Source organism: Pseudomonas sp. NFACC02 (genome assembly GCF_900110765.1).
GTDB lineage: Bacteria > Pseudomonadota > Gammaproteobacteria > Pseudomonadales > Pseudomonadaceae > Aquipseudomonas.
This window is the reverse complement of the sequence record NZ_FOEO01000010.1, coordinates 40331-65262: the sequence shown is the minus strand read 5'-3', so window position 1 is coordinate 65262 and position 24932 is coordinate 40331. Positions and strand designations below refer to the sequence as shown.

The 24932-nt window shown below is 57.4% G+C and carries 22 protein-coding genes and 1 tRNA gene; 11 read left to right on the top strand and 12 right to left on the bottom strand.

The window, feature by feature from the left end; translation table 11 throughout:
- Nucleotides 1–63: 63 nt before the first annotated feature.
- The 3 genes from BMY73_RS11300 (at nucleotide 64) to BMY73_RS11290 (ending at nucleotide 2148) form a co-directional block, all read left to right on the top strand.
- Complete coding sequence (locus BMY73_RS11300; protein ID WP_092407132.1) at nucleotides 64–840, top strand: AraC family transcriptional regulator; 777 nt, start codon at nucleotides 64–66, stop codon at nucleotides 838–840.
- A gap of 134 nt (nucleotides 841–974) precedes the next feature.
- Entirely contained in the window at nucleotides 975–1148 is a 174-nt protein-coding gene (locus BMY73_RS11295; RefSeq protein ID WP_092407130.1) for a DUF1427 family protein, read from the top strand.
- 40 nt (nucleotides 1149–1188) lie between these two features.
- Entirely contained in the window at nucleotides 1189–2148 is a 960-nt protein-coding gene (locus BMY73_RS11290) for a quinone oxidoreductase family protein (protein WP_062379483.1), read from the top strand.
- Nucleotides 2149–2564: 416 nt separating this feature from the next.
- On the opposite strand, the gene BMY73_RS11285 is transcribed toward BMY73_RS11290, so the two are convergent.
- Together BMY73_RS11285 and BMY73_RS11280 are read right to left on the bottom strand one after the other, a co-directional pair.
- On the bottom strand, nucleotides 2565–3314 hold the full coding sequence (locus BMY73_RS11285) for a substrate-binding periplasmic protein (RefSeq protein ID WP_092407128.1): 750 nt from the start codon (nucleotides 3312–3314) through the stop codon (nucleotides 2565–2567).
- Nucleotides 3315–3463: 149 nt separating this feature from the next.
- On the bottom strand, nucleotides 3464–3784 hold the full coding sequence (locus BMY73_RS11280; protein ID WP_092407126.1) for a hypothetical protein: 321 nt from the start codon (nucleotides 3782–3784) through the stop codon (nucleotides 3464–3466).
- 249 nt (nucleotides 3785–4033) lie between these two features.
- Here BMY73_RS11280 and BMY73_RS11275 point away from each other — a divergent pair, with 249 nt between their 5' ends.
- From BMY73_RS11275 to BMY73_RS11260, 4 genes are all read left to right on the top strand, one after another.
- Nucleotides 4034–4945, top strand: coding sequence for a LysR family transcriptional regulator (locus BMY73_RS11275; protein WP_092407124.1), 912 nt, complete (start codon nucleotides 4034–4036; stop codon nucleotides 4943–4945).
- Nucleotides 4946–5053: 108 nt separating this feature from the next.
- A complete protein-coding gene (locus BMY73_RS11270; protein WP_092407122.1) occupies nucleotides 5054–6247 on the top strand; it encodes a CaiB/BaiF CoA transferase family protein in 1194 nt (397 codons plus the stop codon).
- On the top strand, nucleotides 6244–7182 hold the full coding sequence (locus BMY73_RS11265) for a hydroxymethylglutaryl-CoA lyase (RefSeq protein WP_092407120.1): 939 nt from the start codon (nucleotides 6244–6246) through the stop codon (nucleotides 7180–7182). Before BMY73_RS11270 ends, BMY73_RS11265 begins: the two co-directional genes overlap by 4 nt.
- Nucleotides 7183–7287: 105 nt before the next feature.
- Nucleotides 7288–8625: an MFS transporter gene (locus tag BMY73_RS11260; RefSeq protein WP_092407118.1), complete on the top strand. Its 1338-nt coding sequence runs from the start codon at nucleotides 7288–7290 to the stop codon at nucleotides 8623–8625.
- A 79-nt stretch (nucleotides 8626–8704) separates the two neighbouring features.
- On the opposite strand, the gene BMY73_RS11255 is transcribed toward BMY73_RS11260, so the two are convergent.
- Nucleotides 8705–9025: a DUF6124 family protein gene (locus tag BMY73_RS11255; RefSeq protein WP_062379469.1), complete on the bottom strand. Its 321-nt coding sequence runs from the start codon at nucleotides 9023–9025 to the stop codon at nucleotides 8705–8707.
- Nucleotides 9026–10147: 1122 nt separating this feature from the next.
- Here BMY73_RS11255 and BMY73_RS11250 point away from each other — a divergent pair.
- From BMY73_RS11250 to BMY73_RS11240, 3 genes are all read left to right on the top strand, one after another.
- Nucleotides 10148–10426: a hypothetical protein gene (locus BMY73_RS11250; protein ID WP_139214203.1), complete on the top strand. Its 279-nt coding sequence runs from the start codon at nucleotides 10148–10150 to the stop codon at nucleotides 10424–10426.
- Nucleotides 10401–11036, top strand: a complete 636-nt coding sequence (locus tag BMY73_RS11245; protein ID WP_092407114.1) for a DUF2335 domain-containing protein — start codon at nucleotides 10401–10403, stop codon at nucleotides 11034–11036. Before BMY73_RS11250 ends, BMY73_RS11245 begins: the two co-directional genes overlap by 26 nt.
- A 66-nt stretch (nucleotides 11037–11102) precedes the next feature.
- Complete coding sequence (locus BMY73_RS11240; protein WP_092407112.1) at nucleotides 11103–11843, top strand: hypothetical protein; 741 nt, start codon at nucleotides 11103–11105, stop codon at nucleotides 11841–11843.
- Nucleotides 11844–12572: 729 nt separating this feature from the next.
- On the opposite strand, the gene BMY73_RS11235 is transcribed toward BMY73_RS11240, so the two are convergent.
- The 8 genes from BMY73_RS11235 to BMY73_RS11195 all read right to left on the bottom strand — a co-directional run bounded on the left by BMY73_RS11235 (nucleotide 12573) and on the right by BMY73_RS11195 (nucleotide 22502).
- Entirely contained in the window at nucleotides 12573–13088 is a 516-nt protein-coding gene (locus BMY73_RS11235) for a potassium channel family protein (protein WP_092407110.1), read from the bottom strand.
- 263 nt (nucleotides 13089–13351) lie between these two features.
- Complete coding sequence (locus BMY73_RS11230) at nucleotides 13352–15724, bottom strand: TOTE conflict system archaeo-eukaryotic primase domain-containing protein (protein WP_092407108.1); 2373 nt, start codon at nucleotides 15722–15724, stop codon at nucleotides 13352–13354.
- 2008 nt (nucleotides 15725–17732) lie between these two features.
- Nucleotides 17733–17808 (bottom strand) — tRNA-Thr (locus tag BMY73_RS11220).
- Between the two features lie 296 nt (nucleotides 17809–18104).
- A complete protein-coding gene (locus BMY73_RS11215) occupies nucleotides 18105–19310 on the bottom strand; it encodes a methyltransferase (protein ID WP_092407106.1) in 1206 nt (401 codons plus the stop codon).
- Nucleotides 19311–19500: 190 nt separating this feature from the next.
- Nucleotides 19501–20190 carry an ABC transporter permease gene (locus tag BMY73_RS11210; protein ID WP_062379456.1) on the bottom strand — a complete coding sequence of 230 codons (690 nt, stop codon included), beginning with the start codon at nucleotides 20188–20190 and terminating at the stop codon, nucleotides 19501–19503.
- Nucleotides 20187–20882: an ABC transporter permease gene (locus tag BMY73_RS11205; protein ID WP_062379454.1), complete on the bottom strand. Its 696-nt coding sequence runs from the start codon at nucleotides 20880–20882 to the stop codon at nucleotides 20187–20189. Before BMY73_RS11205 ends, BMY73_RS11210 begins: the two co-directional genes overlap by 4 nt.
- 68 nt (nucleotides 20883–20950) lie before the next feature.
- Nucleotides 20951–21715, bottom strand: a complete 765-nt coding sequence (locus BMY73_RS11200; protein ID WP_062379452.1) for an ABC transporter substrate-binding protein — start codon at nucleotides 21713–21715, stop codon at nucleotides 20951–20953.
- A 13-nt stretch (nucleotides 21716–21728) separates the two neighbouring features.
- Nucleotides 21729–22502, bottom strand: coding sequence for an ABC transporter ATP-binding protein (locus BMY73_RS11195; RefSeq protein ID WP_062379450.1), 774 nt, complete (start codon nucleotides 22500–22502; stop codon nucleotides 21729–21731).
- A 413-nt stretch (nucleotides 22503–22915) separates the two neighbouring features.
- Here BMY73_RS11195 and gabP point away from each other — a divergent pair, with 413 nt between their 5' ends.
- Complete coding sequence (gene gabP / locus BMY73_RS11190) at nucleotides 22916–24307, top strand: GABA permease (protein WP_092407104.1); 1392 nt, start codon at nucleotides 22916–22918, stop codon at nucleotides 24305–24307.
- A gap of 74 nt (nucleotides 24308–24381) precedes the next feature.
- On the opposite strand, the gene BMY73_RS11185 is transcribed toward gabP, so the two are convergent.
- Complete coding sequence (locus BMY73_RS11185) at nucleotides 24382–24924, bottom strand: cytochrome b (protein ID WP_175500169.1); 543 nt, start codon at nucleotides 24922–24924, stop codon at nucleotides 24382–24384.
- Between the last annotated feature and the right edge of the window lie 8 nt (nucleotides 24925–24932).

Genomic DNA, 24932 nt, shown 5'->3' with positions numbered 1-24932 from the left:
TTTTTGTTTCCCCTGCCGGTATTCCGTTAACATGGCCGAACTCAAACCCGACCGGTCACTTCCATGGCCCTTGCCGCTCCGCCTGACCTCTCCGATACCGCTGTCCCGGTGCAGCCATTGTCCCGCACGTACCCGCGTGGCTTGTACATCGAGCCGCACCAGCACGACTGGGGACAGGTGCTGTATGCGATGTCGGGCGTGATGTGGGTCGAGACGCCGAACGAGGCGCTGGTGGTTCCGCCGCAGCGTGCGGTCTGGCTGCCGCCCGGTGTTCCTCACGGCATTCGCGTGGTGTCGGATCTGGAGATGCGCAATATCTACCTGCGCCCGGCGCTGGCCGAGACGCTGGAGGGCACGGTCCAGGTCTTCGAAGTTGCCCGCCTGCTGCGCGAGCTGATCGTGAACCTGGTCGCCGAGCAGGACAAGGATTCCGACTACTACGGCGCGCTCGTCAATCTGGCGTTGCTCGAACTCAAGAAGGCCAAGCGTTCGCTGCTGAAGGTGCCGATGCCCGATGACAGCGATCGTCGGCTGATGAACCTGTGTCAGGCGGTGATGATCGAGCCTTCTATCGACGTTCCGTTCGAACAACATGCTGAAAACGCCGGCGCTAGCGTGCGCACCCTTTCCCGGCTGTTTCAGGGCGTACTGGGCATGGGATTCGCGGAATGGCGGCGACAGGTGCAACTGGCGACGGCGGTGGCCGAGATCATTCAGGGCGTGCCGGTCAGCGCCATCGCCCGTTCGATGGGGTATTCGCCCAGCAGCTTCAGCGACATGTTCCGCCGCGAGTTGGGCGTGGCGCCATCGCAATACCCCCTCGGCGAGCAGGCGAACTAGGCGCAACCGTCAGCCTGTCCGAAATTCAGAAGTACTTGGCCGGTAGCTTTTCCGGCCTCTCCCTACACTCTGGTCATCGCTTAACGCCGCCGTGTCGCAATCGTGCCACACGCCGCAGATTTCCGGAGTTCACCATGAGCTACCTCATTTCCCTCGCTATCGGCATCGCCGTCGGGCTGTTTTACGGCGCACTCGACTTCCGTTCGCCTGCACCGCCTTTGGTGGCGCTGGTCGGCCTGCTGGGCATGCAGGCTGGCGAAAAACTTTGGCCCATGGGGCGTCAGTTGATTGCCAACCTGATCTCTTGATTCGTACGAATTTCCCTCTCTGAGACCTGGATCTGACTTTATGAAAGCACTGCAATTTTCCCGAACCGGCGACCTGGCTGCGCTGGAAGTCGTCGAGCTGCCAACGCCCGTGCCCGCAGAAGGTGAGGTGTTGGTACAGATCAAAGCCGCCGGCTTGAACCCCAGCGATGTCAAAAACGTGCTCGGGCGTTTCCCGTACACCACGGTGCCTCGCGTGCCAGGCCGTGATTTCGCGGGTGTGGTGGTTGAAGGGCCGCAGGCGCTGGTCGGCCAGGAGGTCTGGGGCACCGGCAACCAGATCGGCTTCTCGCGCAACGGCTCTCATGCCGGGTACATCACCCTCTCGGCCAAAGGCGTCGCGCTCAAGCCCAAATCCTTGAGTTTCGTGCAGGCCGCCAGCCTCGGCGTGCCTTACACCACGGCGTGGGACGCCCTTGAACGCAGCCTCGTCGATGCGAATACACGTTTGGTGGTGATCGGGGCTAACGGCGCGGTCGGCAGCGCTGCGATCGCACTGGCCAAGGTGCGCGGCGCGCAGGTACTGGCGGCAGTGCGTCGTCCGGAGCAGGTCGAGGCACTGCAGGCTCAGGGTTTCCAGGCGATTCTGCTGGGCAAAGCTGAAGAACTCGCGGGGCAGGTCAACGCCATATTTGCGGGCGGCGCGGACGTTATTTTCGACACCACCGGCTTCTGGCTTCCCGCCTCGGTTCAGGCCCTCGCGCCCTTCGGACGCATCGCGATCATCGCCGCTCCGGTCGACGGCCACGTGCAATTACCCGCACTGGCGCTTTATCGCAAAGGTGGCTCGGTGGTGGGCATCAACTCCCTGCTCTACGGCGTCGAAGCCTGTGCCCGAATGCTGGAACAGTTCGGCAAGTTGTTCGACGACGGCACCCTCCCGTTGCCGACTGGCCTGATCGAATCGCCCATTGAAAACGGCCCGGCGCGTTACGCCGAAGTGAATCAGGGCGGCGCAGACAAGGTGATTTTGCTGCCCTGAAAGCAATCCCCCGACACACCGAGGACCCTGCAGGTGCAGCACAAGCCTCCAGGCATGAAGGCGAACCTTGTAGGAGCCGTCCGAGGTTACGAGGGCCGCGAATGCGGTGTATCAGTCACCTTGATGTTGCTGACCCACCGCATTCGCCAGCAAGCCGGCTCCCACAGGTCTGAGGTCTGGCCATAGGTTTGTGCATCAACAGATCTGAGGTCTGGCCACAGGTTTGTGCATCAACGGGTCTGTGGTCTGGATACACGTTCGTGCTTCACCCCGGTCACTGTAGGAGCCGTCCGAGGTTACGAGGGCCGCGATGCGGTGGGTCATTCACCGTTGATGTTGCCGGCCCACCGCATTCGTCGGAATGCCGCCCAGACCAGGCTCACTCCTGCAGGTTGTGGGTCACATACAAGCCCGCTTCACCACTCCGGTAAATCCTTCAAATACCCTGCCTCGACCTTGTCCGCGGTTCCGTTTGCCTGAAGCGTGTCGATTGCGGCTTGCAGGCGATCGACCATGTGGGGGTCGCAGGTTTTGGAGCAGGCCAGGTACAGATTGGCGGTCATCACTACGCGACTCATCACCAGTGGCCGGTCACTGAGCTGCTTCCAGATGTATCGCGTCTCCGGCACGCCGTTGAACCAGGCATCGACGCGGCCTTTGAGCAGCATCTGCGCCGGGTTTTCGCCAATTTTCAACGGGTAAATCTGGGAGGCCGGAAAGCCTTCCTCGCGCAGGCGCGTCTCTTGCGCGCTGCCGATGCCTACGGCGATCAGCTTGAAGGTTTTTTTGGCCTCATCGAAGCTTTCAACGCGCTGATCCAGGCTGAAAAACGTGCGGTCCATCGTCATCACCGGAGCAATCCAGGTGAAATTGTCTTCCCGACTCTGCGTGCGGCTCAGCGGTGCGATCAGCATGTTCTTGCCGGTGGAGACCTCCCGTTGCGCGCGGGGCCAGGGTGGGGAAACGATGTTGGGTGAATACCCGGCCAGCGCGATCGCCTTGAGTGCGATGTCGCCCACGATGCCATGCTCGTCACCCTGATTGGCCATCGTCAGCGGTGGTGCTTCGGGGAAGTAAAAATCGACGGTCGTTGCCGCAAACGTGGCGGACGCCCACGCGCAGCACGCGACAATCGCGCAACAGGTCAAACCGGAAATCCATTTCATGGCAGTAATGCTCAAGGTAATACAGGGCCTGTCAGCGCAAGCCTCTGGTCTGGCTCATCAATCAGTCTGGGAGCCGTTCGCGATGTTGCGGGAGAAGGTACAGCATCCTGCTTGCTTCCCTGAAATCCTCAATCAACAAAACCCTTGAATCAGGTGTTGTTGTGCTCATTGGTGTAGCGCCCGCTCAGTTCCCAGCCGCATTCGAGCAGCGTATCGATCCAGTCTTCGTACGAGTCGTCAACATCCAGCAGGTTCATGAACTGATCCTCGATGTGGCAACGGAAGGTCTGCTCTTCCACGTTCCATTCAACGTCACGGATGCGCCAGGCGCGCTGATCGGGGAGCTGGATGTTCAAGCCGTGAAAAGGGACGAACGGTAGCTCGACTTCAAGCAGAAACTTCGACCACTCCGATGAAATTTCGGGGGTTTGATGGGTCCAGACGTATTTGATCAAGCGGACATTGTGCACGGTGGGGCCTTCTATCGTGTTTCGGTTGCGGGTCTCTGTCGCCTGATGAGGAGGCGATGGTCCGTCGGACATCGCTATACGTTACTCGAAGGCGACGGGATCGGGGAGGGGGCTGGCTGTTTCTCCATCTGAACGCGGCCGGACGAGGCGCTAACCTGCGTCGTGCAGCCATTGGACAAACCAGCAGACGGACGTTCACGGGTCGGTTTGCGTGTATTCTTGCCCACGCTCAGTCGCTGAGATCATTCCATGCTGCACAAAAACCTCATTCGCCGCCTTGATCTGATCACCCTCAAGCTGTTCGTCGCGGTCTACGAAGAAGGCACCCTGACCCGCGCGGCCGCCCGTGAAGCCATCGCAACGTCGGCGGCAAGCAAGCGGTTGATGGAGCTGGAGGAAGTGCTGGGCATCGGCCTGTTCGTGCGCAACGCAAAAGGCATGGTGCTGACCGCCGCGGGTGAAACACTGCTGCATCACGCTCGTCGCATGTTGTTCGACCTGGAAAAAATGGGCCTCGAACTCGACGAGCACCTGCAAGGCATGCGCGGATACGTGCGCATGCTCGCTAACCTCTCGGCGATCATTCAGTTCCTTCCCGAAGACCTTCACGAGTTCACCTCCGACCACGAACGGGTAAAGGTCGACCTCGAGGAACGGCCCAGCGCGGGCGTGGTGCAGGGCCTGATCGATGGCGTCGCCGACATCGGCATCTGCTCGGAAGACACCGACGTCCAGGGCCTGTACAGCGTGCCTTATCGTCGCGACGAGCTGGTCGTGGTGATGCGTCCCGATCATCCGCTGGCCGGGCGGGATCACGTGGCGTTCGAGGACACGCTGGGCAGCGACCATATCGGCCTGCACGCGGCCAGTTCCATCAACATGCGTACCCACACCGCCGCCCGATCCCACGGCATACCGCTGCGCGTGCGGATTCACGTGCCGGGTTTCGACGCCATGTGCCGGATGATTCAGGCGAACATGGGCATTGGTGTACTGCCACGTAAAGCCTTCGAATTGCTGGGCTCGCCGTTAGGGCTCACAGCCGTTTCATTGAGCGATTCATGGGCACAGCGCACCTTGATACTGGTCGTGCGCGACACAACGGCCCTGTCGCCGGTCAGCCTGTTGCTCTTCGACCACCTGCGCAGACACCTTCAATAAGAGCGTTCGCGTTTCGCGAACACTACTTGCCAACATACGGTTGGATTTGCCGGACGCGGGTCCTCTAGTCTTGGACGCAAATTCCAAGAAACACTTGAGGTATCCGCTATGACAGGCCCCCTGAACGGTGTGCGCGTGATTGAAATCGGCACACTGATCGCAGCGCCCTTCGCCGCACGCCTGATGGGCGAGTTCGGCGCCGAGGTGATCAAGATCGAATCGATGGGGCAGGGCGACCCTCTTCGTAAATGGCGAAAGCTGCACGAGGGCACGTCGCTGTGGTGGTACCTGCAATCTCGCAACAAGAAATCCCTTTCGCTGAACCTCAAATCCCCCGAAGGCATCGAGATCGTCAAACGTCTGGCTGAAAGCGCCGACGTGCTGATTGAAAACCTGCGCCCCGGCGCGCTGGAAAAACTCGGCCTGGGCTGGGACGTTCTGCACGCCCTGAACCCCAAACTCACGCTGGTGCGCATTTCCGGATACGGTCAGTCCGGTCCTTATCGAGATCGACCAGGGTTCGGCGCCATCGGCGAGGCCATGGGCGGCATTCGTTACACCACCGGCACGCCGGGTTCTCCGCCTGCACGCGTCGGCGTCAGCCTCGGTGACTCGCTGGCCTCCATGCACGCCGTGATGGGCGCGCTGATGTCCTTGCTGCGCGTAAAAACCGGGCAAGGCGACGGGCAGATCGTCGACGTGTCGTTGGTCGAGAGCGTCTTCAACCTCATGGAAAGCCTGGTGCCCGAGTACGACATGCTCGGCCATGTGCGTGAGCGCAGCGGTGGCGCCTTGCCCGGCATCGCGCCGTCCAACACCTACCCGACCGCCGATGGCGCGTACGTGGTGATCGCCGGCAACAGCGACCCGATTTTCAAGCGCCTGATGCAAGCCATCGGCCGTCCTGATCTGGGTGAGGCGCCCGAGTTTGCGTTTAACGACGGCCGGGCTGCACAGAGCGAAATGCTCGATGCCGCGATCAGCGCCTGGACGTCCAGTCTGCCGATCAACGACGTGTTGCAGGCGCTGGAGCAGGCCGAAGTGCCCGCGGGCCGCATCTACAACGTTGCCGACATCGTGGCGGATCCTCATTACCAGGCGCGCGAGATGATTCTCGACGCCCAGTTGCCGGGCGGCACGCACGTCAAAATGCCCGGCATCGTCCCCAAGCTGTCCGAAACACCTGGCTCGGTGAGCTGGCAAGGGCCTGCGCTGGGGCAGCACACCGACAGCGTCCTCGGCGATCTGGGCATGACCGCCGCCGATATCGCGCAACTCAAAACGAATGGGGTGGTGCAATGATTACCGATTTCTCCGAGCGCCTGATCGTTCAGGAAGTCTCGCCGCGCGACGGTCTGCAGATCGAGCCGACCTGGGTCGATACGCCTGACAAGATCGCGCTGATCGACCAGCTTTCTCTCGCCGGTTTCAGCCGTATCGAAGCCGGCTCTTTTGTTTCCCCCAAGGCGATTCCGGCACTGCGCGACGGCGACGACGTGTTCCGTGGCATCAAGCGCCATCCGGGCGTGATCTACGTCGCCCTGATCCCCAACCTGCGCGGCGCGCAACGTGCGATTGACGCCGGTGCCGATGAGCTGAACCTGGTGATGTCCGCCAGTCAGACCCACAACCTGGCGAACATGCGCATGCGTTGCGAGCAGTCGCTGACCGCCTTTGCCGATGTGGTGTCGTTCGCCGCTGGCCACCCGGTTTCTCTCAATGGCTCCATCGCCACCACGTTCGGCTGCCCGTTCGAAGGCAAGATCGATGAAGACCGCGTGTTGCAGATCGTCGACGCGTATCTCGAACTGGGCATGCAGGGCATTTCCCTTGCCGACACCACCGGCATGGCCAACCCGCGCCAGGTCCACCGACTGGTGCAGCGCGTGCTGACCCGCATTCCCGCATCGGCCTTGACCCTGCACTTTCACAACACCCGTGGCCTGGGCCTGAGCAACGTACTGGCGGCCTACGAAGCAGGCGCGCGGCGCTTCGATGCCTCGCTCGGCGGGCTGGGTGGATGCCCGTTCGCACCGGGTGCATCGGGCAACATCTGCACCGAAGATCTGGTGAACATGTGCGAAGAAATGGGCATCGACACCGGCATCGACCTGCCGCACTTGCTCGCGATGTCTCGTCGCCTGCCCGCGCTGCTCGGCCATGACATGCCGGGGCAAGTGGCCAAGGCCGGCCGCAACTGCGACCTGCATCCCGCGCCGGAGAACCTGCCGACCTGAATTCCGAAACGCCGCAACCCCGTACGAACACACCGCTCGCGGATGTTCGTCCAGACAACAAAAACAATAGGGCTCCCCCTGGGAAGTCCCACTGGAGTAACCGCAATGACAATCTCTGTTCTGACCCCGAACAGCAGCCTCGCCGAGGTTGTAAGCGCTGAAAAGGCGCTGATCCGCAAAGTCGCGTGGCGCCTGATGCCGCTGATCATGGTCTGCTACCTGTTTGCGTTTTTCGACCGCATCAACATCAGTTTTGCCAAGTTTCAGCTGCAAGCCGACCTGAGCCTGAGCGACACCGCTTACGGCCTGGGCGCGAGCCTGTTCGTGATCGGTTATGTGCTGTTCGAAGTGCCGAGCAACATCATGCTGTACAAGGTCGGCGCACGCCGCTGGATCGCCCGCATCATGATTTCCTGGGGCGTCGCCACGGCGCTCATGGTCTTCGTCACCGCCGAATGGCAGTTCTACGTGCTGCGCTTCATCATCGGCGCCATGGAAGCCGGTTTCGCACCGGGCGTGCTGTTCTACCTGACGCTCTGGTTCCCGCAGACCTACCGCGGTCGTATCACCTCCACCCTGTTCCTGGCCTCGGCTTTCGCAGGGTTGCTCGGCGCGCCGATCTCCGGCCTGGTGCTCGGCGGCATGGACGGCGTGATGCACATGCGCGGCTGGCACTGGCTGTTCCTGCTCGGCGGCCTGCCGTGCGTCGCACTGGGCTTCGCCGTTCTCAAACTGCTCAAAGACCGCGTCGCCGACGCCCACTGGCTGACCGATGACGAGAAGACCTACCTGTCCAGTCGCATCGCTCAGCACGAGCCCAACAAACATGGCGGCTCGCTGCTCACCGCCCTGAAAATGCCCGGCTTTCTGATGCTCGGCCTGATCTACTTCCTGATCCAGGTCGCGTCCTACGGCCTCAACTTCTGGGCGCCGCAGCTGATCCGCAGCGCCGGCGTCGAAAGCCCGGTCATCATCGGTTTGCTCACCGCCATTCCCTACATCTGCGGGGCCATCAGCATGGTCGTCGTCGGTCGCCTCTCCGACGCCAGCGGCGAACGACGCAAATTCGTCTGCGGCCTCGTGGTCCTGGGCGCCATCGGCTTCTTCAGTGCCGGCATCTTCGCCCAACACACCAGCATGCTCATCCTCTCCCTGGCCATGCTCGGCGGCGGCATCGTCGCCTCCATCCCCGCGTTCTGGACCCTGCCACCCAAACTCCTCGCCGGTGCAGGCGCAGGTGCCGCAGGCGGCATCGCCCTGATCAACACCCTCGGTCAGTTCGGCGGCATCGTCAGCCCCGTGATGGTCGGGCACATCAAAGACATCACCGGCAGCACCACCCCCGCGCTCTACGTGATCGGCGTCACCAGCGTGATCGCGGCGGGGCTGTTGATGTGGGGCTTGCCGCAGAAGTTGCGGACGCTGGATAAGAGTGAGGGCTGATCCGCTCCTCTAGACACGTCAGGCGTAAACCTTGCCAGCGGTTGCGATTTCAACTGCGCCGCTGGCAACGGCTAACCGGTCAACAACATGGCCCTGCGCGCTCGGGAGCGCCCTGCGCCCCGTTATCCAGCCCCGCAATCGACGCTTCCACCAAGGCCTTCGCCGCCTCGATCTGATGCACCACCGCCCGCGCCAATGGCCGGAACTCCAACGGGCTGTTATCGGCGGCTTCATACGCCGTCGCTGCCGCGCACGACAGGTATTCGGACGCGAGGGCGAGGGCATCGTCTACCCGGATTTCAGGCTGAACGCGGAAGAGGCTGAGATTGCCGAGATTGACTCTGAAGGGCGTGGCTTTGGTGACGGGGATTTCGGGTGGGTGTGGGGTGGATCTGATCATGGCTACATTCCTTGGTGAGTGGAGCTGCCACGCTTCGCTGTCAAACGAAGTGGGTGGCGGCTGTAGGCGGGTTGACAGACCAGTCACCAAGAAACCTGGCGCACACGAGTGTGCCCCACATACAGCCGCCATAGAGCAGCCTGCGGATCAGTTATCAGCAGGCCTATTAGCGAGTGTTGCTTCTTAGTGGATTCGGTCTGTCAAAACCGGTCGCTGAACTCAGCGACGGGAGGAGGTTATGCCGTGATCCAAGCAGTCGCAACGCGCCGGGGAGGATAGCGGCTAAATTCAGAAGCGTCCTACAGGATCTGGTTTGTTTTTGTGGAGGAATGTGTCTGGTTGAGGATGTAGGGGCTCAATAAGTGAACAACGCACAGCGTGTCCGGTTGTAAGAAATGAGCAGCGAGCGTTTCGGAATCACCTTACACGGCCCTCGGAGGCTTCGAGTGTTCAGTGATCGGCAAACGCTTCAAGCTTCTCCCTCTTACTGGGGTGAGGGAGCATCGTTAACGAGCAGTGGCGTTGCGAGAAGCGGGTGCACCGGTTGCTATTGTTGGTGAAGCGTATTGGCAGCGTGGGATGTTTGGCTAATCTTATGTCGAAAGGGGTCGCAGCGATGGTTTGGCAGGTATTGATGGATGGAGTTGCTCAAGAACCACGTGATCATATTTCGGTTTCTTTAGCACAAAAAATTATAAGTAAGAGTCTCTAATGCACGAGGAACATTAAGAAAAAGACGAGCAGGACATAGATGTTAAGCTTAATTGTACGTCGCATGATGCAACAAATATTGAACACCAAGGTGCTGCATGAATGCACCTGACGCCCCTAGAACCCTACATCTAGAGCCTGTCCGCTCAATATCCACATCATATGGTGGTGGGTGGCGTAGCTGCAGTCTGGTGCTATCCTCCCAGTTGTAAAAAGCCTATCAGGGGTGTTCTATGCACTGGCTGAGCGTCAGTGTATAAAGAGGCTCCGATTGGAAAGACTTGAGTCATCGCTTCCCCTGAGGCAACCAATGTGAAACCTAAATCGAAATTTTCCATGAGCCTAGATGCGGTAACCTCGATACTCGAGGTAGGCCGTACCGCTACTATCGAGCAAGAAATGGAGAGGCTGATGCGCTTCGCCTTGTCTTGTGGCGATCCTGTAGAGCTTAAGAACCGTGGCTTTCGGGAGGTTTTTGTCTCCAATTTCGCCCACGGGCGAGACACGCTGGCGCGCGATACAGAAGCTTTGAGCTGCGACGCCGAGATGATTGGGTCCGATTTCTCAAAAGCCTTTGGTTATTTCCAGGACGAGCCTGAGATGGCTCAACTCTCAGCGAATAAACGCTGGAAAGATGTGGTTAAAGCACGGATGAAACAGGAAGATGGAACCACCAAAGCACGAGCCTGAAGACGACTTCGACTGTGACGAAGGGAGGGCGGATTTTTTGGCTAAAGCCATCGCTGATGCTGACCTTGAAACAGAAGTGAAGGAGGTCGTGGATTCGGCCCTTGAGGCGGATGGAAGTGTGCTCGGTGAACTGCTTGAGCAGCCAGAAACCAAAGCTGCGGTTGCGAGAGTCGTCATGTCCGCTATGACTATGCAGCGTGAGCGCCATCGTGGTCCACTTCCATCCCCACGCCAACTCCGTGAGTATGAGGACTGTCTTCCTGGGGTTGCCGAGCGAATCGTTGCTATGGCTGAGCGCGAGCAAGCTCACAGGCATGAGATATCGTCCCGGTTCGGTGATTTTCGCAATAACACGCTCGAACACGTCAAAACCCGCGACTTTCGGGGGCAGATCTTTGGGACGATCCTTTCGCTGAGCGTGATAGCTTTAAGCTTCTATATGGTTGCTTTAGGGTTCGCTACCACCGCTGGGGTGCTTGCTGGCGGAACTCTTGTGGGGTTGGCTGGCGTTTTCGTAACGCGACAACGCGCTACAAGTGGGTCGGATGAGGTTGGTGATGCTAATTCGAGCACAAATGAAGCAAGCCCAGAAGATCCTGCAAAAAAATAATCATCCCTAGGTTAGGAGTCGCTTCGGTCATATCCTGCATACAGCCTGCGCGTAAGGTGAGTAGTTATGGGAAAGCTTGCTATGGCTGATGAAAACACCCATGTTGTAGCAGCAATCGATGGAATCTCTAGGCTAGCAAGCGCCGGAGCGATATTCGTATTTTTGGCTTATATAGTTGGGTTCATTAAAACTGCGATAGTTTATATTCGTCTTGATGCTGCGTGGGTTTTGGATTTTCATAGTTTTCAAGATTTTGCTGTTCAAGGGTTCTACCCATTATTACTTTCCACTGCAGTAGGGGCGTTGTGGTATTTATGTGGATTTAAAGGAGGTGTTTTATATCGGCTAGTTTCGGTTGTCGGTGTAATTATAATGATCGCAAATCTTATATTTGCAGTGCTGGACGCAAAGGGGATTTATAAAGTAGACCAAGGTAAACTGATTACGCTAGGTTATTCGCTATTTTATGTGTTTTCTGGCTGCTTTTTTGCGGCAGGAATTAGAATTGTACATGAAGGTAATGCTAGGCGCAGTGGTGCATTTGCGTTCGTGTCTGGCTTCATATTTATCTGCTTGCTTTCTGATGGTCTACTCGGTGAAAACTCGATTAATAGACTGAAGGGGACGCAAGGAGATGCTTCCTTGGCAGAGTCGAAAGATGGAAAGCTTTTTATTCTGATTGGAAGCGTTAATGGTAAGTATCTGTTGGCTACGTGTGGCGAAAAAATGAAGTTTTCAATGGTTGAGCCATCTCAGGACTTGGAAGTTAACTCCCGAGAGGGAAGGAGTTGTGATATCGGCTTATGATTGTCGTTTTATTGTAGTCGGAAATATACGAATTTTATTTAGCGGATGGATCTACGTAAGGGGCCCAAGAACTCTGCATTTAAATGTTGGGATCTACGACTAATTTTAAATTCGCGGTGTGCAGTTCCAACGTAGCAAGGACTCGAAGTCTCCTACTTTCGAGGCTTGTGGAAAACACTAAAGGGCTTGGCGCAGCCACGCATAGGTTTTTGAACACAAGCCAACATAGATACCTACTCTCAAGCAGGTTTGATAGGAAAAGTTATCCGTAACGGCTTTCTAATCATGGTTCTTATGATGCCTGGTATTTCTCATAAGAAAGGTGTTGTAAATCTCGCAGAGGTCCGAGACTTTCTGGCCGGGTTGTGGCGAATACTATTCGTGAAATGGTTGGCTATGTGCCTTTTTTTTGGGGCTCTAATACTCGTTGGTGGTTATGTAAAGTATTAGGCACAGGTGATATTTGAGCGGCAGTTGCATCTTTCCACGAACGGCCCCGTGTTACCCCCTAGTCATGGCGTAGATTTGATTTACGCAGAAGTCCAGTACAGCTCGCAGGAAATATTTAGAACCTGTCCGGCAGTTATGAGCTTTTTGCATCAAGCAAGTGGAGTGGAGAGACGGACAACGGTGCTCATCACATTGGTTTTCTTCGAAAGCGCTCCATGAACCGCACCTTTAAGAGGTGGGTCATAGAGCGTTGATCCTTTTACCAGGCAGCGGGTGATTTCACGCTACACGTGTAGGTTGCCCATTGCGCAGAAAAATCAAGACGAAAAAAACCGTGTGGACTGTGCCGAGAATGGATTGAGTTATGACTGTCCATTTACCTGCGGTGCTGTTTGGCAAGAAGTCGCCGAAGCCCAGAGTGGTAAATGTTGCCGTTGAAAAGTAAATGGAATCAGTCATGTTGAGGCTGCGAATGTTCATCTCGGAACTTGGTGAGGCGAGATCGAAGAGGCCATAGAGCATCGAGTAAAACATAATATACATAGCAGCCAGGACCACATACAGCACCGCACCTAAAGGTATCTGATTTGAATCGAATTCAATATTCTTATAGATCGTATGGGCTCCGAAGGCGTAACTAATTAATATAGCAATGATGTCTACCGCTACCAGGAAACCATGGTTGAACAAATCGCTTAATAAAAAGCTCAACACGATAACGACGAGGGCCGGTAAGAAAGACATCATGAGGTGCCGAGCCTCGGGTTTACAAAGCGTTTTCGCAAGACTTTCCATTGAGAAATTGGATCCTGTTATCAAAGTGTAACCTCAGTATCGGCGGCGACAGGATTCGCTTGAGGGTGATTCCGAGTATTCGCTGGGTAAAATTCCGAGGAAACCATTTATTGGCCCAGCCCGATTAGGCGAGCGGGTAGCAATAATGTGGTCGGTCAGGATGGGCAGCTAATAGGGGGACGCTGTTTTTACCAGCGTTATCTCTAGGAGAGTCGTCGATGAAACTGGGGCCGTTGATGTGGCAAACCTCTACCACATTAGCGTTAGAGTAGTTTCATGGTTGCCTGTGAATCAGCCATGCGGTAGCCCATCGCTTTGTAACCCGCTTGGCGCTTATTCCACATCCGCAGCAGCGCAACGTTACCCTCGTCAACAAAGTCGATGACTCGCACGTCGGCCTTATCGGCGTGTGATCGATGCAACCGCCCCGCATATTGCTGAAGGATTCCCTTCCATGAGATGGGCATTGCCAGCACCAGCGTGTCCAGCGGCGGATGATCGAAGCCTTCACCTACTAGTTTTCCCGTTGCCAACAGCACTCGTGGAGCATCGGGTGGAAGGGACTCAAGCTCATGCATACGGGAAATCCGCTGTTTCTTAGGCAATCGCCCATGAAGCGTGAAAAGGTTATGCACACGCTGCTTCAATTCTAATTCAAGGGCATCCACATGTTCCGTCCGCTCCGTTAGTACTAGAATTTTTCTACCCTCGTTGTACGCAAGCTCAATCTCCGAGACGATTCTGGCTGTCCGCTCAGAGTCGTCGGCTAAACGCCGAAAAACGTCCTGTATCCCAAGCCCGTCGGGGACCACTATTGGTTTGGGCAGCAATCGAGGTACGACAGATAGGTCATGGGGCGCACTCGCAGGTCGAGCAGCAGAATGTCGAATCGGTCCACATTGCATGAAAATAATGGGCTGCTGCCCATCTCGGCGCACTGGGGTTGCAGTGAGCCCCAGTACGTACCGCGCGGTCGCGCTTCTCAGAAGAGCCTCGAATGACACTGCTGATAGGTGATGACACTCATCAACGATGATTTGGCCGTAGTTTTTTACCTGATCGCTGATCTCGCCTTTTCGCGATAACGACTGCATTACGGCAATGTCGATAATGCCTGTGAGCTTCGCTTTTCCGCCCCCGAGAGTACCAACGACACCATTCCCTACTCCCAGGAACGCCTGCAATCGTTCTTGCCACTGCCTTAACAGTTCCGTTCGATGTACAAGTACCAGAGTGTTAATGCCGCGTGCTGCAATCAACGCAGCAGCACTCACCGTTTTACCGAAGGCTGTCGGTGCGCAGAGGATACCGGTGTCATGACTCAGCATTGCGCTGACGGCAGTCTCCTGGTCAGAACGTAGGGTTCCGAGAAAGCTGACATCGATAGAGTCGCCGGCAAAGCGTTCGTCTTTAAGAATAGAGGTAATCCCGCTTTCCTCTAAAAGCTCCAGCGCAGCATCCAGACAGCCACGTGGTAACGCAATATGTTTGGGGAAGTTCTGGGCACTGCCGATTATCCTTGGCTTGTTCCACACTGACATGCGCATGGCCTGAGCTTTGTAGAACTCAGGATTTTGAAAGGCAGCGAGCCGGATAAGCTGGTTCGACAATGGCTGTGGCAATTCCGACTTTTCAAAGTAAATTAAGTTAGCCAGCGTGACGTTGACAGCAGCAGGCAACGGGCATGTCAATTTACGTGATCTCGATTCACGGTCTTTCCAAGGTTCTGCATCACCTTCGTCATCGACATAGGCGACCCCTAAAGGGTCCCGATTACCCATCGCCTGGATAATTACGGGCTGGATATCTTGTGGACTCATGCGTTGAATCGATGCCAAGAAGCCCCATTGATCAGGGTGAGGCTCAAGCGAGTCGTCTACAAATACAGTATTGTTCTGGGCTCTGGCTCGCTTTTGCAAAGGGAGCGCGATGAGATTCCCAAAGCCGCCTTTGGGCATATAGTCCTGGTTTGGAAACAGTCGATCATAGGAGCTGAGCGCCAACTGCCGGGTGCGTTCACAGGCATGACTGATGATTGCGGCACCGAGGCGGCGCGCCTCGCAGGCAGGAACATTACGTTCAAAGAAGATCCAGCCATGAGCCCCTTGGCCCGATCGCGATACTTCCAGTGCCACCGGGACGTTTAGCTCATGGCATGACTGAACAAAAGCTTTGGAATCATCACGCCATTCGGCCTCATCGAAGTCGACCGCCAAAAAATAACAAGTGTCATCAGAGAGTAGGGGGTAGATACCTGCGACCACTTCGCCCGCCAGATGGCGATAGACCACCTCATCGGTCAGCGGAAGAAGCTGGCGGTTACCGCAGTCGCCACATTTAATTCGGGGCTTCTCACAAACTCCAGGCCTCCATTCGTTTGCGCAAGCGGGTGTGTATCCTGATTTGCCTGTTTTGCTTTCCCAGCGAATGGGATAAACGTCCGTCCTACCACGAAACAAGCTTCGGAATAGGGCAAGCTTTCCATCAGTATTGAGTTGCCGAGAGTGTTCTGCTTGGGCAATCGCTATCTTGACCGGCTCAGCAGGCGGGCGCCATTCGATGCCATGAGCATCCAGCAAGGCAGTCAATCTTGCATTCTCAGCCCTTAGCTTCGCTACCAGATTAGTGTCTTTCACCGCCTCCAGCCTCTACGTCTCAGATGAAGCCTGTAGCCTTGAGCTACCACCCTCAGTCCATCAGTAAAGCATGGAGGTTATCAAACAAAAGAGGCTAGGTTCAGGTGCTCAAGACGCCCGCCCTCATCCCAATCAAATCCTTGATGGATTATCTCGGTTCCAGCGCTCAGAAAATAGCCTTGGTCTGGCGGACGTGACGACCTCGTCTGGAATGTGCTTCAGTCATTGCCCCAGCCAATGAAATCCATATCGAATGGTTTATTCATACACAACTAACGATGTACCCGATACCACGTCGATTTGACCGTGTCCCAGCTCATGGCTGATTTGTGAGTTCGTTTCTTTATCAATGCGTGGATCGAGGTGCTTGCTCCTGCCCCTGTTGCCCACTTAAATTTAAGTGGACACCTTCTTGTGGCCTTGCGGGGTTAGGTAGATGACTTGGCCGGACGCATACCAGTTTGTGGACACTCGCATGCGCCCTTCGACCACCGAACCTTCCTCGGAAGCGAGTGGATTCAGCTTGGGATAACCTATATTTGGGTTGGTACGAGCCCGCATGAAACGCGTTGGGAGCTCTTGAAAAGGAGGGCAAAAAAAACCCACCTCGGAAGGTGGGTTTTTACTATCATCTGTCCTCGGGGGGAGGTTTGCACCAACAAGTCCCGTGGCTAGTGAGATCAATCTAGGGAAAGATGATATTGGTGTCAACTCAAATCGTGGTTCAAGCAGTAAGGGAAGCCCTGTCAGCAGCTCGTCTCGCGACGTATGAAGGGGCCACTGGCCGGAAAGGCGATGAAGACATTTCCGCGTTGACTCTATACGCGTGGAACGCCCAAGTTTCCGGTGCGCTTTTGGCACCACTTCATCTCTGTGAAGTAGTCGTACGGAACGCGGTTGCGAACGCGATAGAGGCTCAATATGGCGCTCGCTGGCCTTGGTCCCCCGGATTTGAGAGGAGCCTACCAGATCCTAGGACAGGCTATAGCCCGTTGAAGGATCTTCAAAACGCACGCCGAGGAGCTGGCTCTGCGGGTAAAGTAATCCCTGAATTGAAGTTCGTATTCTGGCAAAAAATGTTCACGAGTCGGTACGATGGTCGATTATGGGGGCCCCATCTGTTGCGAGTTCTTCCGAATCTTCAGAAGGGTAAAGCAATAGGTCAGCTTCGGCAGGAGATATACAACGAGTTGGAGCAAATCCGAAAGCTCAGAAATCGCATAGCCCACCATGAGCCGATCTTTACTCGTAACCTCCAGGATGATTTCCATAAAATCTGTAGCCTTGTGGAGAGTCGGTGCAGCGTCTCAGCGGCATGGTTGGCTCAAAACCAAATGGCCCTTTCTTTGATTCAGGCAAAGCCCTAGGGTCGCACGTACGTTTCACCTCACGGGCAGACCTGCTCTGAGGTCATCCGAAGCTCACTGTAGAATTCTGAAATCGCAATACCACTGTCTTTCGCTTTTCAGCTCCTATTTGCCGGGACGGCAGAGCCTTCCTAACGTTGTCATAAGCCCCCAAGTTGGGGGTTCATGATTTCTATAAGCCTAGCCAGGAAAATACGTCATTTAATGAGTTTTCCTGGCTGTAGTCCCCGTGAAATCGGTCTGCTTACAGCTCTACTACTGGCTGAGTACTAACGGTCCCGGCCCCTGTTTATTTCCATAGAGCGCATTACTTTTCATTCCGTGCAAGTGCCATTGTCCTGCTGAGGCCCCCGGCCGGCTTGGCCTAGCGCTCGGATTGCAACGCCACCCGTATTTGCCAAAAAAGAGACGCAAAGCCCGTCGGCGGGAGGGGGTAAGGAGTTTTCGAACGCTTTTTCTTTGCGAAAGGTGAGTTCTCGCGTCGCCCCAAGCGCGATTCTCTCGGGAGAAGCGATTCAGAAGCGGTTAAATCGGGTGCTCAACGGACGTGTGGACACTTTATGGACGTGGTGGGGATGTATCGATTCCGTAAACGGACACTCCAGAAACGCCAAAGCCCCGCATAGCGGGGCTTTGATGTTTGGTGCCGGCACCAGGAGTCGAACCCGGGACCTACTGATTACAAGTCAGTTGCTCTACCAACTGAGCTATACCGGCGTTGTGGGCGCTGATTATAGGGATTTGGTCTGTCGAGTAAAGCCTTAATTTCACTTTTTTTGCGTTGCTTATGTCGGAACGCGATGACCGTTATTCACAATGGGCCCTACCGCAAGGCGATAAGCGGTTCATTTGTGGAACGGTTCTCATTGGTTCGCAAGCTACTGATTTGTCGAAAATTTAACACCTGTATAAAAAGTGAACAATTTGTTAAGTCGTTTGTGAGGCGCGTTTTCTGTAGGTTCGGTGGGATTTCGTCAACAGAGTTATCCACAGGGTAGTGTGCTTCAGGTGCGTCATTTTCGTTCGGCGAGGATGAGGAGGTTGCGGGGGGTGATGTGGCTGTCGCAGAAGGTGCCGATGCGGACGTGGTAATCGCGCTGTTGGAGGTAGAGCGCGCGGTCGAGGATGAGCCAGAGTTCGAGGGGGCGGCGGAAGAGGTTGCGCAGCAGTTCGAGGTTGCGGACTTCGGCGAGGCGTTGCCATCCGCTGGCTTCGAGTGCGAGCCAATCCTGTGTGCCGGGTGGGGGCAGGTGTTTGAGTTCGGCGAGGTCGCGGCAGTAGTCGGCGAAGGGTTTGTCGAGCCAGGCGCTGGGCAGTGAAGGTGTGGGCAGGTAGTCGTCGATGCCGCGCAGTTGGCGTTGCAGCAGGTCGAAGGCGAGGCGGCGGGCCATGGAGGTGTCGCGCTGGCGACGGACGCGGGCGCCTGCGGTGACGGTTTCGCTCAGGGGGAGGCCGAGGTCGTCGAGTGACAGTTGAAGCGACGATGCCAGGCCTTCGCTGGACAACGGTTGGTAGTGATCGCTGGCGGTGCGGTTATAGCAGCACGGGGCGATGGCCATGCTTTGGCAGTGGGCGTCGCTGGCCAATCGCATGAGGCGCACGTGCAGATCGCCGCAGGCGTGCAGGGCGACCGGGGTGTGGTTGGCGTTTAGCCGGGCGGCGGCATCGGTGGCCATGACGTCCTGATGCAGGTGCTGGGCGCTGATGCCGATTTTGTGGCTGAGTTGTTCGCCTGCCTGGACCAGTTTTGCATCGTATTCAAGGCAGGTGAGGGCCTGGCCGTTGTGCGCGAGTCGGCGGCCGAGGTGGCCTTTGCCGGCGCACCAGTCGAGCCAGTGTGTCGGGGTATCTTTGAAGCTGAGGCTGCTGGCGAAGGCTTCGATCTGTTGCCATTTGCGGCCGGGGACGTCGACGCTCATGCGTGATGACACACTTTCCAGGTCGATGCGGGGTAGGGCGTCGATCTCGCTCAGGGCTTTGGATTGCCGGGCGATGGCTGCGAAGGGCTGTGGGGCGTCGAGGTGTTCGGGGTGGTTGTGGGCGGCTTCCGCCTCATCTAAAGAGCGCTGACGCAGCCAGGAGGATAACTCGGGGTGTTGCGCTTCCCATGGCAGATGGCGATGGGTGAAGGGTTTTGGCCGCCACAGGTCCTGATACTCGAGCAGGAAGGCGTCGAGGGCGAGGAAGCGGGACTGTAGGTTGGCGGGGTGGAGTGGCATTGGATGGGCGGCGGTTTTTGGATGTTGGGGAAGCTTACGGGCTTTGGTGTCTGGACGTCAGTCTTCGTTCCGGATGCGGCCCAGAGCAAGCTCGCTCCCACGGGGCTGTGTTGAGTTTCAGCGGTGGGGGTGTGGCTGCCGAGGATGCAGCCGAGGACAGGTCATACGGCTACACCCTACGGCTGATCGATTAACGACCCTGACTCGCATCCACCCGCAAGTAACGCTCCAGCAGTTTGAAGCCTTGCACCAGCACGAAGGACATCACGAGGTAGATCAGCCCCGCCAGCAGGAATGTCTGTTCGGGCATGTAGGTCCGTGCGTTGATGGTGCGGGCCATGCCAGTGATGTCCAGCAGCGTGACGGTGCTCGCCAGGGCGCTGGCCTTGAGCATCAGGATGACTTCATTGCTGTAAGCGGGCAGGCCGATGCGCGCGGCGCGGGGCAGGATGATGTAGATCAGTGCCGTGCCTCTGGACATGCCGAGCGCGCGGGCCGCTTCGATTTCGCCCGGCGGCACGGCCTGGATTGCGCCGCGCAGGATTTCGGCGATGTAGGCCGTGGTGTGCAGGGTCATGGTCAGCGCGGCGCAGAAGAACGGCTCACGCAGATAGGGCCACAGTGGGCCTTGGGTGACGACCTCGAACTGCGCCAGGCCGTAATAGACCACGAACAGCTGGACCAACAACGGCGTGCCGCGAAAGAAGAAGATGTACGCGTAGGGCAGGGCGCGTACGTAGGGATTGCGCGACGCGCGTGCGATGCCCATCGGGATCGCCAGTATCAGGCCAGCCACGACGGCGATGGCGACCAACTCCAGCGTCAGCGTGGCGCCCTGTAGCAGTTTGGGCAGCCACTTGAGGGCGAATTCCCAACTCATGATGCGCTCCTGACGAATCCGATCGATGCCCGTTTTTCCAGCCACGCCAGCCCGACCATCGACAGCGCGGTCATGGCCAGGTACAGGAAGGCCGCGACCATATAGAAGGTAAAAGGCTGTTTGGTGGTGGTGACGGCGATCTGCGCGTGACGCATGACTTCTTCAAGGCCGATCACCGACACCAGTGCGGTGTCCTTCATCAGAATCATGAACAGATTCCCCAGCCCCGGCAGCGCAATGCGCCACATCTGCGGCATGACCAGCTTGATGAAGATCCGCGAACGCGACATGCCCAGCGCCAGCCCCGCTTCGCGATGACCTTTGGGGATCGCCAGCATGGCGCCACGGAACACTTCAGTGGCGTACGCGCCGAAGCACAGGCCGAGCGCGATGACGCCTGCCGCGAACGCGCTGAGCGACAGATTGGGGATGCCGAACAGATGGCCGATGGCGCGCATGCTGCTGACCGTGCCGAAATAGATCAGCAGCACCCACAGCAATTCAGGAATGCCGCGCACCAGCGTCGAGTAAGTACCGCCCAGCCATTGCAGGGTTCGATGCGGTGAGGTCTTGGCCAGCGCGCCGAGCAGTCCGAGGACGAGGCCCAGGCACAGGGCCGACAGCGCGAGTTGGATCGTCATCAGCACGCCCGCCGCGAGGGCAGGGCCGAATCCTTGTAGATCGAGGTTCATGGCTTTGCTTGGTCAGAGGACTGACACCGCCGCCCAGGGAGACGATGCGGCGGTGTCGGTCAGGCAGATCAGAGGATGCTGAACGGGAAGTACTTGTCGTTGATCTTCTTGTAGGTGCCGTCGGCGATGATTTCTTTCAGTGCTTCGTTCAGCTTCTCGCGCAGCGGGTCGCCTTTGCGCACGGCAATGCCGATCTTGTCGTCACCCGGCAATGGCTCGCCCTTGAATTCGAAGTTTTGGCCTTCTTTGCTTTTCAGCCACTCATAGCTGGCGTATTTGTCACCCAGCAGCGCGTCGACGCGACCGGACGCCAGGTCGAGGAAGGCATTCTCCTGCGAATCGTAGAGCTTGACGGTCACGGCATCGCCCCAGTTGTCTTCCAGCCAGGTGCCGGCCAGTGTTGCGCGCTGTGCGCCGATGGTTTTGCCGGTCAGCGCTTGCTTGATGGACTCGTTGTCCGCACCGAGGTTGGTCGCTTTGGGGGCTATGAACTGCAGCTTGTTCGAGTAGTACGGGTTGGTGAAGTCGACCGCCTGCTTGCGCTCTTCCGTAATCGACATCGAGGAGATCAGGAAGTCGAACTTCTGCGCGTTCAGGGCCGGGATGATGCCGTCCCAGTCGGACGTCACGACTTCACAGGTGACCTTCATCTTCGCGCACAAGGCGTTGCCGATTTCGACGTCGAAGCCCACGACCTGACCGCTGGCGTCCTTGTTGTTGAACGGCGGGTAGGCGCCTTCAACGCCCATTTTCAGGGTGTCGTCAGCAAAAGCACCGGTGACGACGGCCAGGGTAGCGGCGGCGGCCAACAGGAATGTTTTCAGGGTCTGCATCGATGTTGCTCCGTTAGCGATTGCTGGACATGAATTGTTTGCAGCGCGCCGATTGCGGGTCATCGAAGACCTGCTGCGGCGATCCTTGTTCTTCTACCAGCCCTTGATGCAGAAAGACCACTTCACTGGACACCTGCCGGGCGAAATTCATTTCGTGGGTCACCATCAACAGGGTCCGGCCTTCTTCGGCCAGACCCCGAATCACACCAAGCACTTCTTGCACCATCTCCGGGTCCAGCGCTGAAGTCGGTTCGTCGAACAGGATGACTTTGGGCTGCATCGCCAACGTGCGCGCGATGGCAGCACGTTGTTGCTGACCGCCCGACAGTTGCGCCGGATAGACGTGGCGTTTGTCCGCGATCCCGACCTTGGCGAGCAGGGCTTCCGCCATTTCGCTGGCCTCGGCCTTGGTCTTGCCGAGCACACGGCGTGGTGCCTCGATGATGTTATCGAGCACGCTCATGTGAGGCCAAAGGTTGAAGTTCTGGAAAACGAAACCGATCTCGCTGCGCAGCCGATTGATCTGACGGTTGTCGGCTGCGATCAGTTCACCTTTGCGGGTGGCTTTAAGCTTGAGTTCTTCACCGGCAACCAGAATCTGGCCCTGATGCGGGTTTTCCAGCAGATTGATGCAGCGCAGCAGCGTGGATTTGCCGGAGCCGGATGAGCCCAGAATTGAAATCACGTCGCCATCCCGCGCGCTCAGCGAAATGCCCTTAAGCACCTCCAGCTGACCGTAGCGTTTATGCAGGTTGCGGATTTCCAGGGCGGGCGTGGCCTCAGCCATGTGGGCTCCTCAATGTCGTTGGATCTCACCCGCGATCAGGCGGGCGTGCGCAAAAAGGGCGCGATGGTGCCAGCTTTAAACGCCGTCGGGAAGGGTATTTCGGCCATCGCTGCGATCAAAGGTCATTTCAGTGCGCTTATTTGGTGCTAATGAGTCGCCTCTGTGTATTTTCGGTGCAGTCGAACGTCTTTATCCTGTTCCGCTCGGTAACATTTCCTACGTGAATGGCGAAATGCTATTTGCCTCAGAGACTTACTGAGCGGCTGTAGAGCAGGCCTATCCACGCGCGACGTCGCTTTTGAAATATTTTGGCGTAGTTCTTGCGTAAAAAATAAATAACAGGACCGTTGTGATCTTTTTACGAAACATCACAAACAGGCCTGATTCGTACAAAATCCTCAAAGGTTGCTTTCATGAGCAGTACCGAAATCGCTTCAAATCTCGATCAAGGACTTAAATCGCGGCATATCACCATGCTGTCGATTGCAGGTGTTATTGGCGCGGGTCTTTTCGTCGGTTCTGGCCACGCCATCGCCGAAGCCGGCCCGGCCGTGCTGCTGGCCTACGCCGCGGCCGGTACGCTGGTGGTCCTCGTGATGCGCATGCTGGCCGAGATGGCCGTTGCTTCGCCGGACACTGGATCGTTTTCCACCTACGCCGACCGGGCGATCGGTCACTGGGCGGGCTTTACCATCGGCTGGTTGTACTGGTGGTTCTGGGTGCTGGTGATTCCGCTGGAAGCCAACGCTGCCGCCACCATCCTTCATGCCTGGTTCCCGAACATTGCGATCTGGGCGTTCACGCTGGTCATCACCTTGTTGCTCACCGCGACCAACCTGTTCAGCGTGAAGAACTACGGCGAATTCGAGTTCTGGTTCGCGCTGATCAAGGTCCTGGCGATCATTGGTTTCGTGGTGCTGGGCGTCGCGGCGGTGTTTGGTCTGCTGCCGAACAGTCAGGTCAGCGGCGTCAGCCATCTGTATGACACGCAGGGCTTCCTGCCGAACGGGATGGGCGCTGTACTGGCTGCCATGCTGACCACCATGTTCTCGTTCATGGGCACCGAGATCGTCACGATTGCGGCGGCAGAATCGAAGAATCCGGGACAGCAAATCACCAAAGCCACCAACTCGGTGATCTGGCGGATCTGCCTGTTCTATCTGGTATCGATCTTTCTGGTCGTGGCGCTGGTGCCATGGAACGACAGCCGTCTGGCCGACATCGGTTCTTACCAGACCGTGCTCGACCTGATGGGGATTCCGAACGCCAAGCTGATCGTGGATCTGGTCGTGCTGGTTGCGGTAACCAGTTGCCTGAACTCGGCGCTCTACACCGCTTCACGCATGCTGTTCTCTCTCGGCAAGCGTGGGGACGCGCCTGCTGTCTCGCAGCGCACCAGCAAAGCCGGTACGCCTTACTGGGCTGTGTTGCTGTCGACCGGCGCGGCGTTTGCCGCCGTGTTCGCCAACTACGTCGCCCCGGCTGCCGTGTTCGACTTCCTGCTGGCCAGTTCCGGCGCAATTGCGCTGCTGGTGTACCTGGTGATCGCCGTTTCGCAACTGCGCATGCGCCGCAAGCGTGAGTCCGCAGGCGAGCCGATCGACTTCCGCATGTGGCTGTTCCCGGGTCTGACCTGGGCGGTGATCGCGTTCATCGTCGCCGTGCTGACCATCATGCTGTTCCAGGAAGGCCACCGCATGGAAATCATCGCGACCGGCCTGCTCAGCATCCTCGTCGTCTCAGCGGGCTTGATCGTATCTAGCCGCCGCAAAGCGGTAAAAGCAGGAAAGGTTGCGCTCAATTGATAGGTGATTGAGTCGGCTCTGCTGGCGAGATGAAAGGCGGCTGCCCTTAGCGATGAGGGTGGCCGTTTTTTTAGCTAATTGATCATCCGCCCCAGCACCGACTTCCCTCGCACGTGATGCATCACCACTGCCGCCAGATGCAGCGCCACCAGTCCCGCCAAAACCGCGCACAGGATGTGATGCAGGTCATGCAGTTCCAGCAGCGCGATCTTCGAGTGAATCAGCTGTGGCAGGGTTAAGAACGCCAGGAGCGTGACCGGGTGGGTCATCATCAAGACGCCTGTGATGAGGACGCCCGATACCGCTGCATAGATGCCCATGTGGGCAGCGTGGGCCAGCCTTTCCTGTGGTTTGCGTGAGGGGCGCGGTTCGGCGCGCAGAGCCAGCCACAAGCGCCAGACGAAGAACGGGATGAAGAGGCTGGTCAGTTGCGGATTGAACGACTCGACCCATTGGCGCAGCGGATGGTTGGGGTCGAGCAGCACCACGCCGAAGCCGCTGAAGGTCGCCCACAGGATGACTGCAGCGGAAAGCCAGTGCAGGACAATTCGGGGTTTGGAGTAAGCGTTCGCTTCGAGCGCCGAGGTCGCGGGCGAAGGGGAGTGAAGGTCAGTCAAAACGGAAG

Excerpts from the sequence above, each read along its gene's own strand:
- BMY73_RS11255 (WP_062379469.1), bottom strand. The coding sequence starts at position 9,025 with ATGATCAGATCCACCCCACACCCACCCGAAATCCCCGTCACCAAAGCC.
- BMY73_RS11265 (WP_092407120.1), top strand. The coding sequence starts at position 6,244 with ATGATTACCGATTTCTCCGAGCGCCTGATCGTTCAGGAAGTCTCGCCG.
- BMY73_RS11300 (WP_092407132.1), top strand. The coding sequence starts at position 64 with ATGGCCCTTGCCGCTCCGCCTGACCTCTCCGATACCGCTGTCCCGGTG.
- BMY73_RS11275 (WP_092407124.1), top strand. The coding sequence starts at position 4,034 with ATGCTGCACAAAAACCTCATTCGCCGCCTTGATCTGATCACCCTCAAG.
- BMY73_RS11195 (WP_062379450.1), bottom strand. The coding sequence starts at position 22,502 with ATGGCTGAGGCCACGCCCGCCCTGGAAATCCGCAACCTGCATAAACGC.
- BMY73_RS11235 (WP_092407110.1), bottom strand. The coding sequence starts at position 13,088 with ATGGAAAGTCTTGCGAAAACGCTTTGTAAACCCGAGGCTCGGCACCTC.
- BMY73_RS11285 (WP_092407128.1), bottom strand. The coding sequence starts at position 3,314 with ATGAAATGGATTTCCGGTTTGACCTGTTGCGCGATTGTCGCGTGCTGC.
- BMY73_RS11215 (WP_092407106.1), bottom strand. The coding sequence starts at position 19,310 with ATGCCACTCCACCCCGCCAACCTACAGTCCCGCTTCCTCGCCCTCGAC.
- BMY73_RS11245 (WP_092407114.1), top strand. The coding sequence starts at position 10,401 with ATGGAACCACCAAAGCACGAGCCTGAAGACGACTTCGACTGTGACGAA.
- BMY73_RS11295 (WP_092407130.1), top strand. The coding sequence starts at position 975 with ATGAGCTACCTCATTTCCCTCGCTATCGGCATCGCCGTCGGGCTGTTT.
- BMY73_RS11290 (WP_062379483.1), top strand. The coding sequence starts at position 1,189 with ATGAAAGCACTGCAATTTTCCCGAACCGGCGACCTGGCTGCGCTGGAA.
- BMY73_RS11250 (WP_139214203.1), top strand. The coding sequence starts at position 10,148 with ATGCGCTTCGCCTTGTCTTGTGGCGATCCTGTAGAGCTTAAGAACCGT.
- BMY73_RS11240 (WP_092407112.1), top strand. The coding sequence starts at position 11,103 with ATGGGAAAGCTTGCTATGGCTGATGAAAACACCCATGTTGTAGCAGCA.
- gabP (WP_092407104.1), top strand. The coding sequence starts at position 22,916 with ATGAGCAGTACCGAAATCGCTTCAAATCTCGATCAAGGACTTAAATCG.
- BMY73_RS11260 (WP_092407118.1), top strand. The coding sequence starts at position 7,288 with ATGACAATCTCTGTTCTGACCCCGAACAGCAGCCTCGCCGAGGTTGTA.
- BMY73_RS11200 (WP_062379452.1), bottom strand. The coding sequence starts at position 21,715 with ATGCAGACCCTGAAAACATTCCTGTTGGCCGCCGCCGCTACCCTGGCC.
- BMY73_RS11205 (WP_062379454.1), bottom strand. The coding sequence starts at position 20,882 with ATGAACCTCGATCTACAAGGATTCGGCCCTGCCCTCGCGGCGGGCGTG.
- BMY73_RS11270 (WP_092407122.1), top strand. The coding sequence starts at position 5,054 with ATGACAGGCCCCCTGAACGGTGTGCGCGTGATTGAAATCGGCACACTG.
- BMY73_RS11210 (WP_062379456.1), bottom strand. The coding sequence starts at position 20,190 with ATGAGTTGGGAATTCGCCCTCAAGTGGCTGCCCAAACTGCTACAGGGC.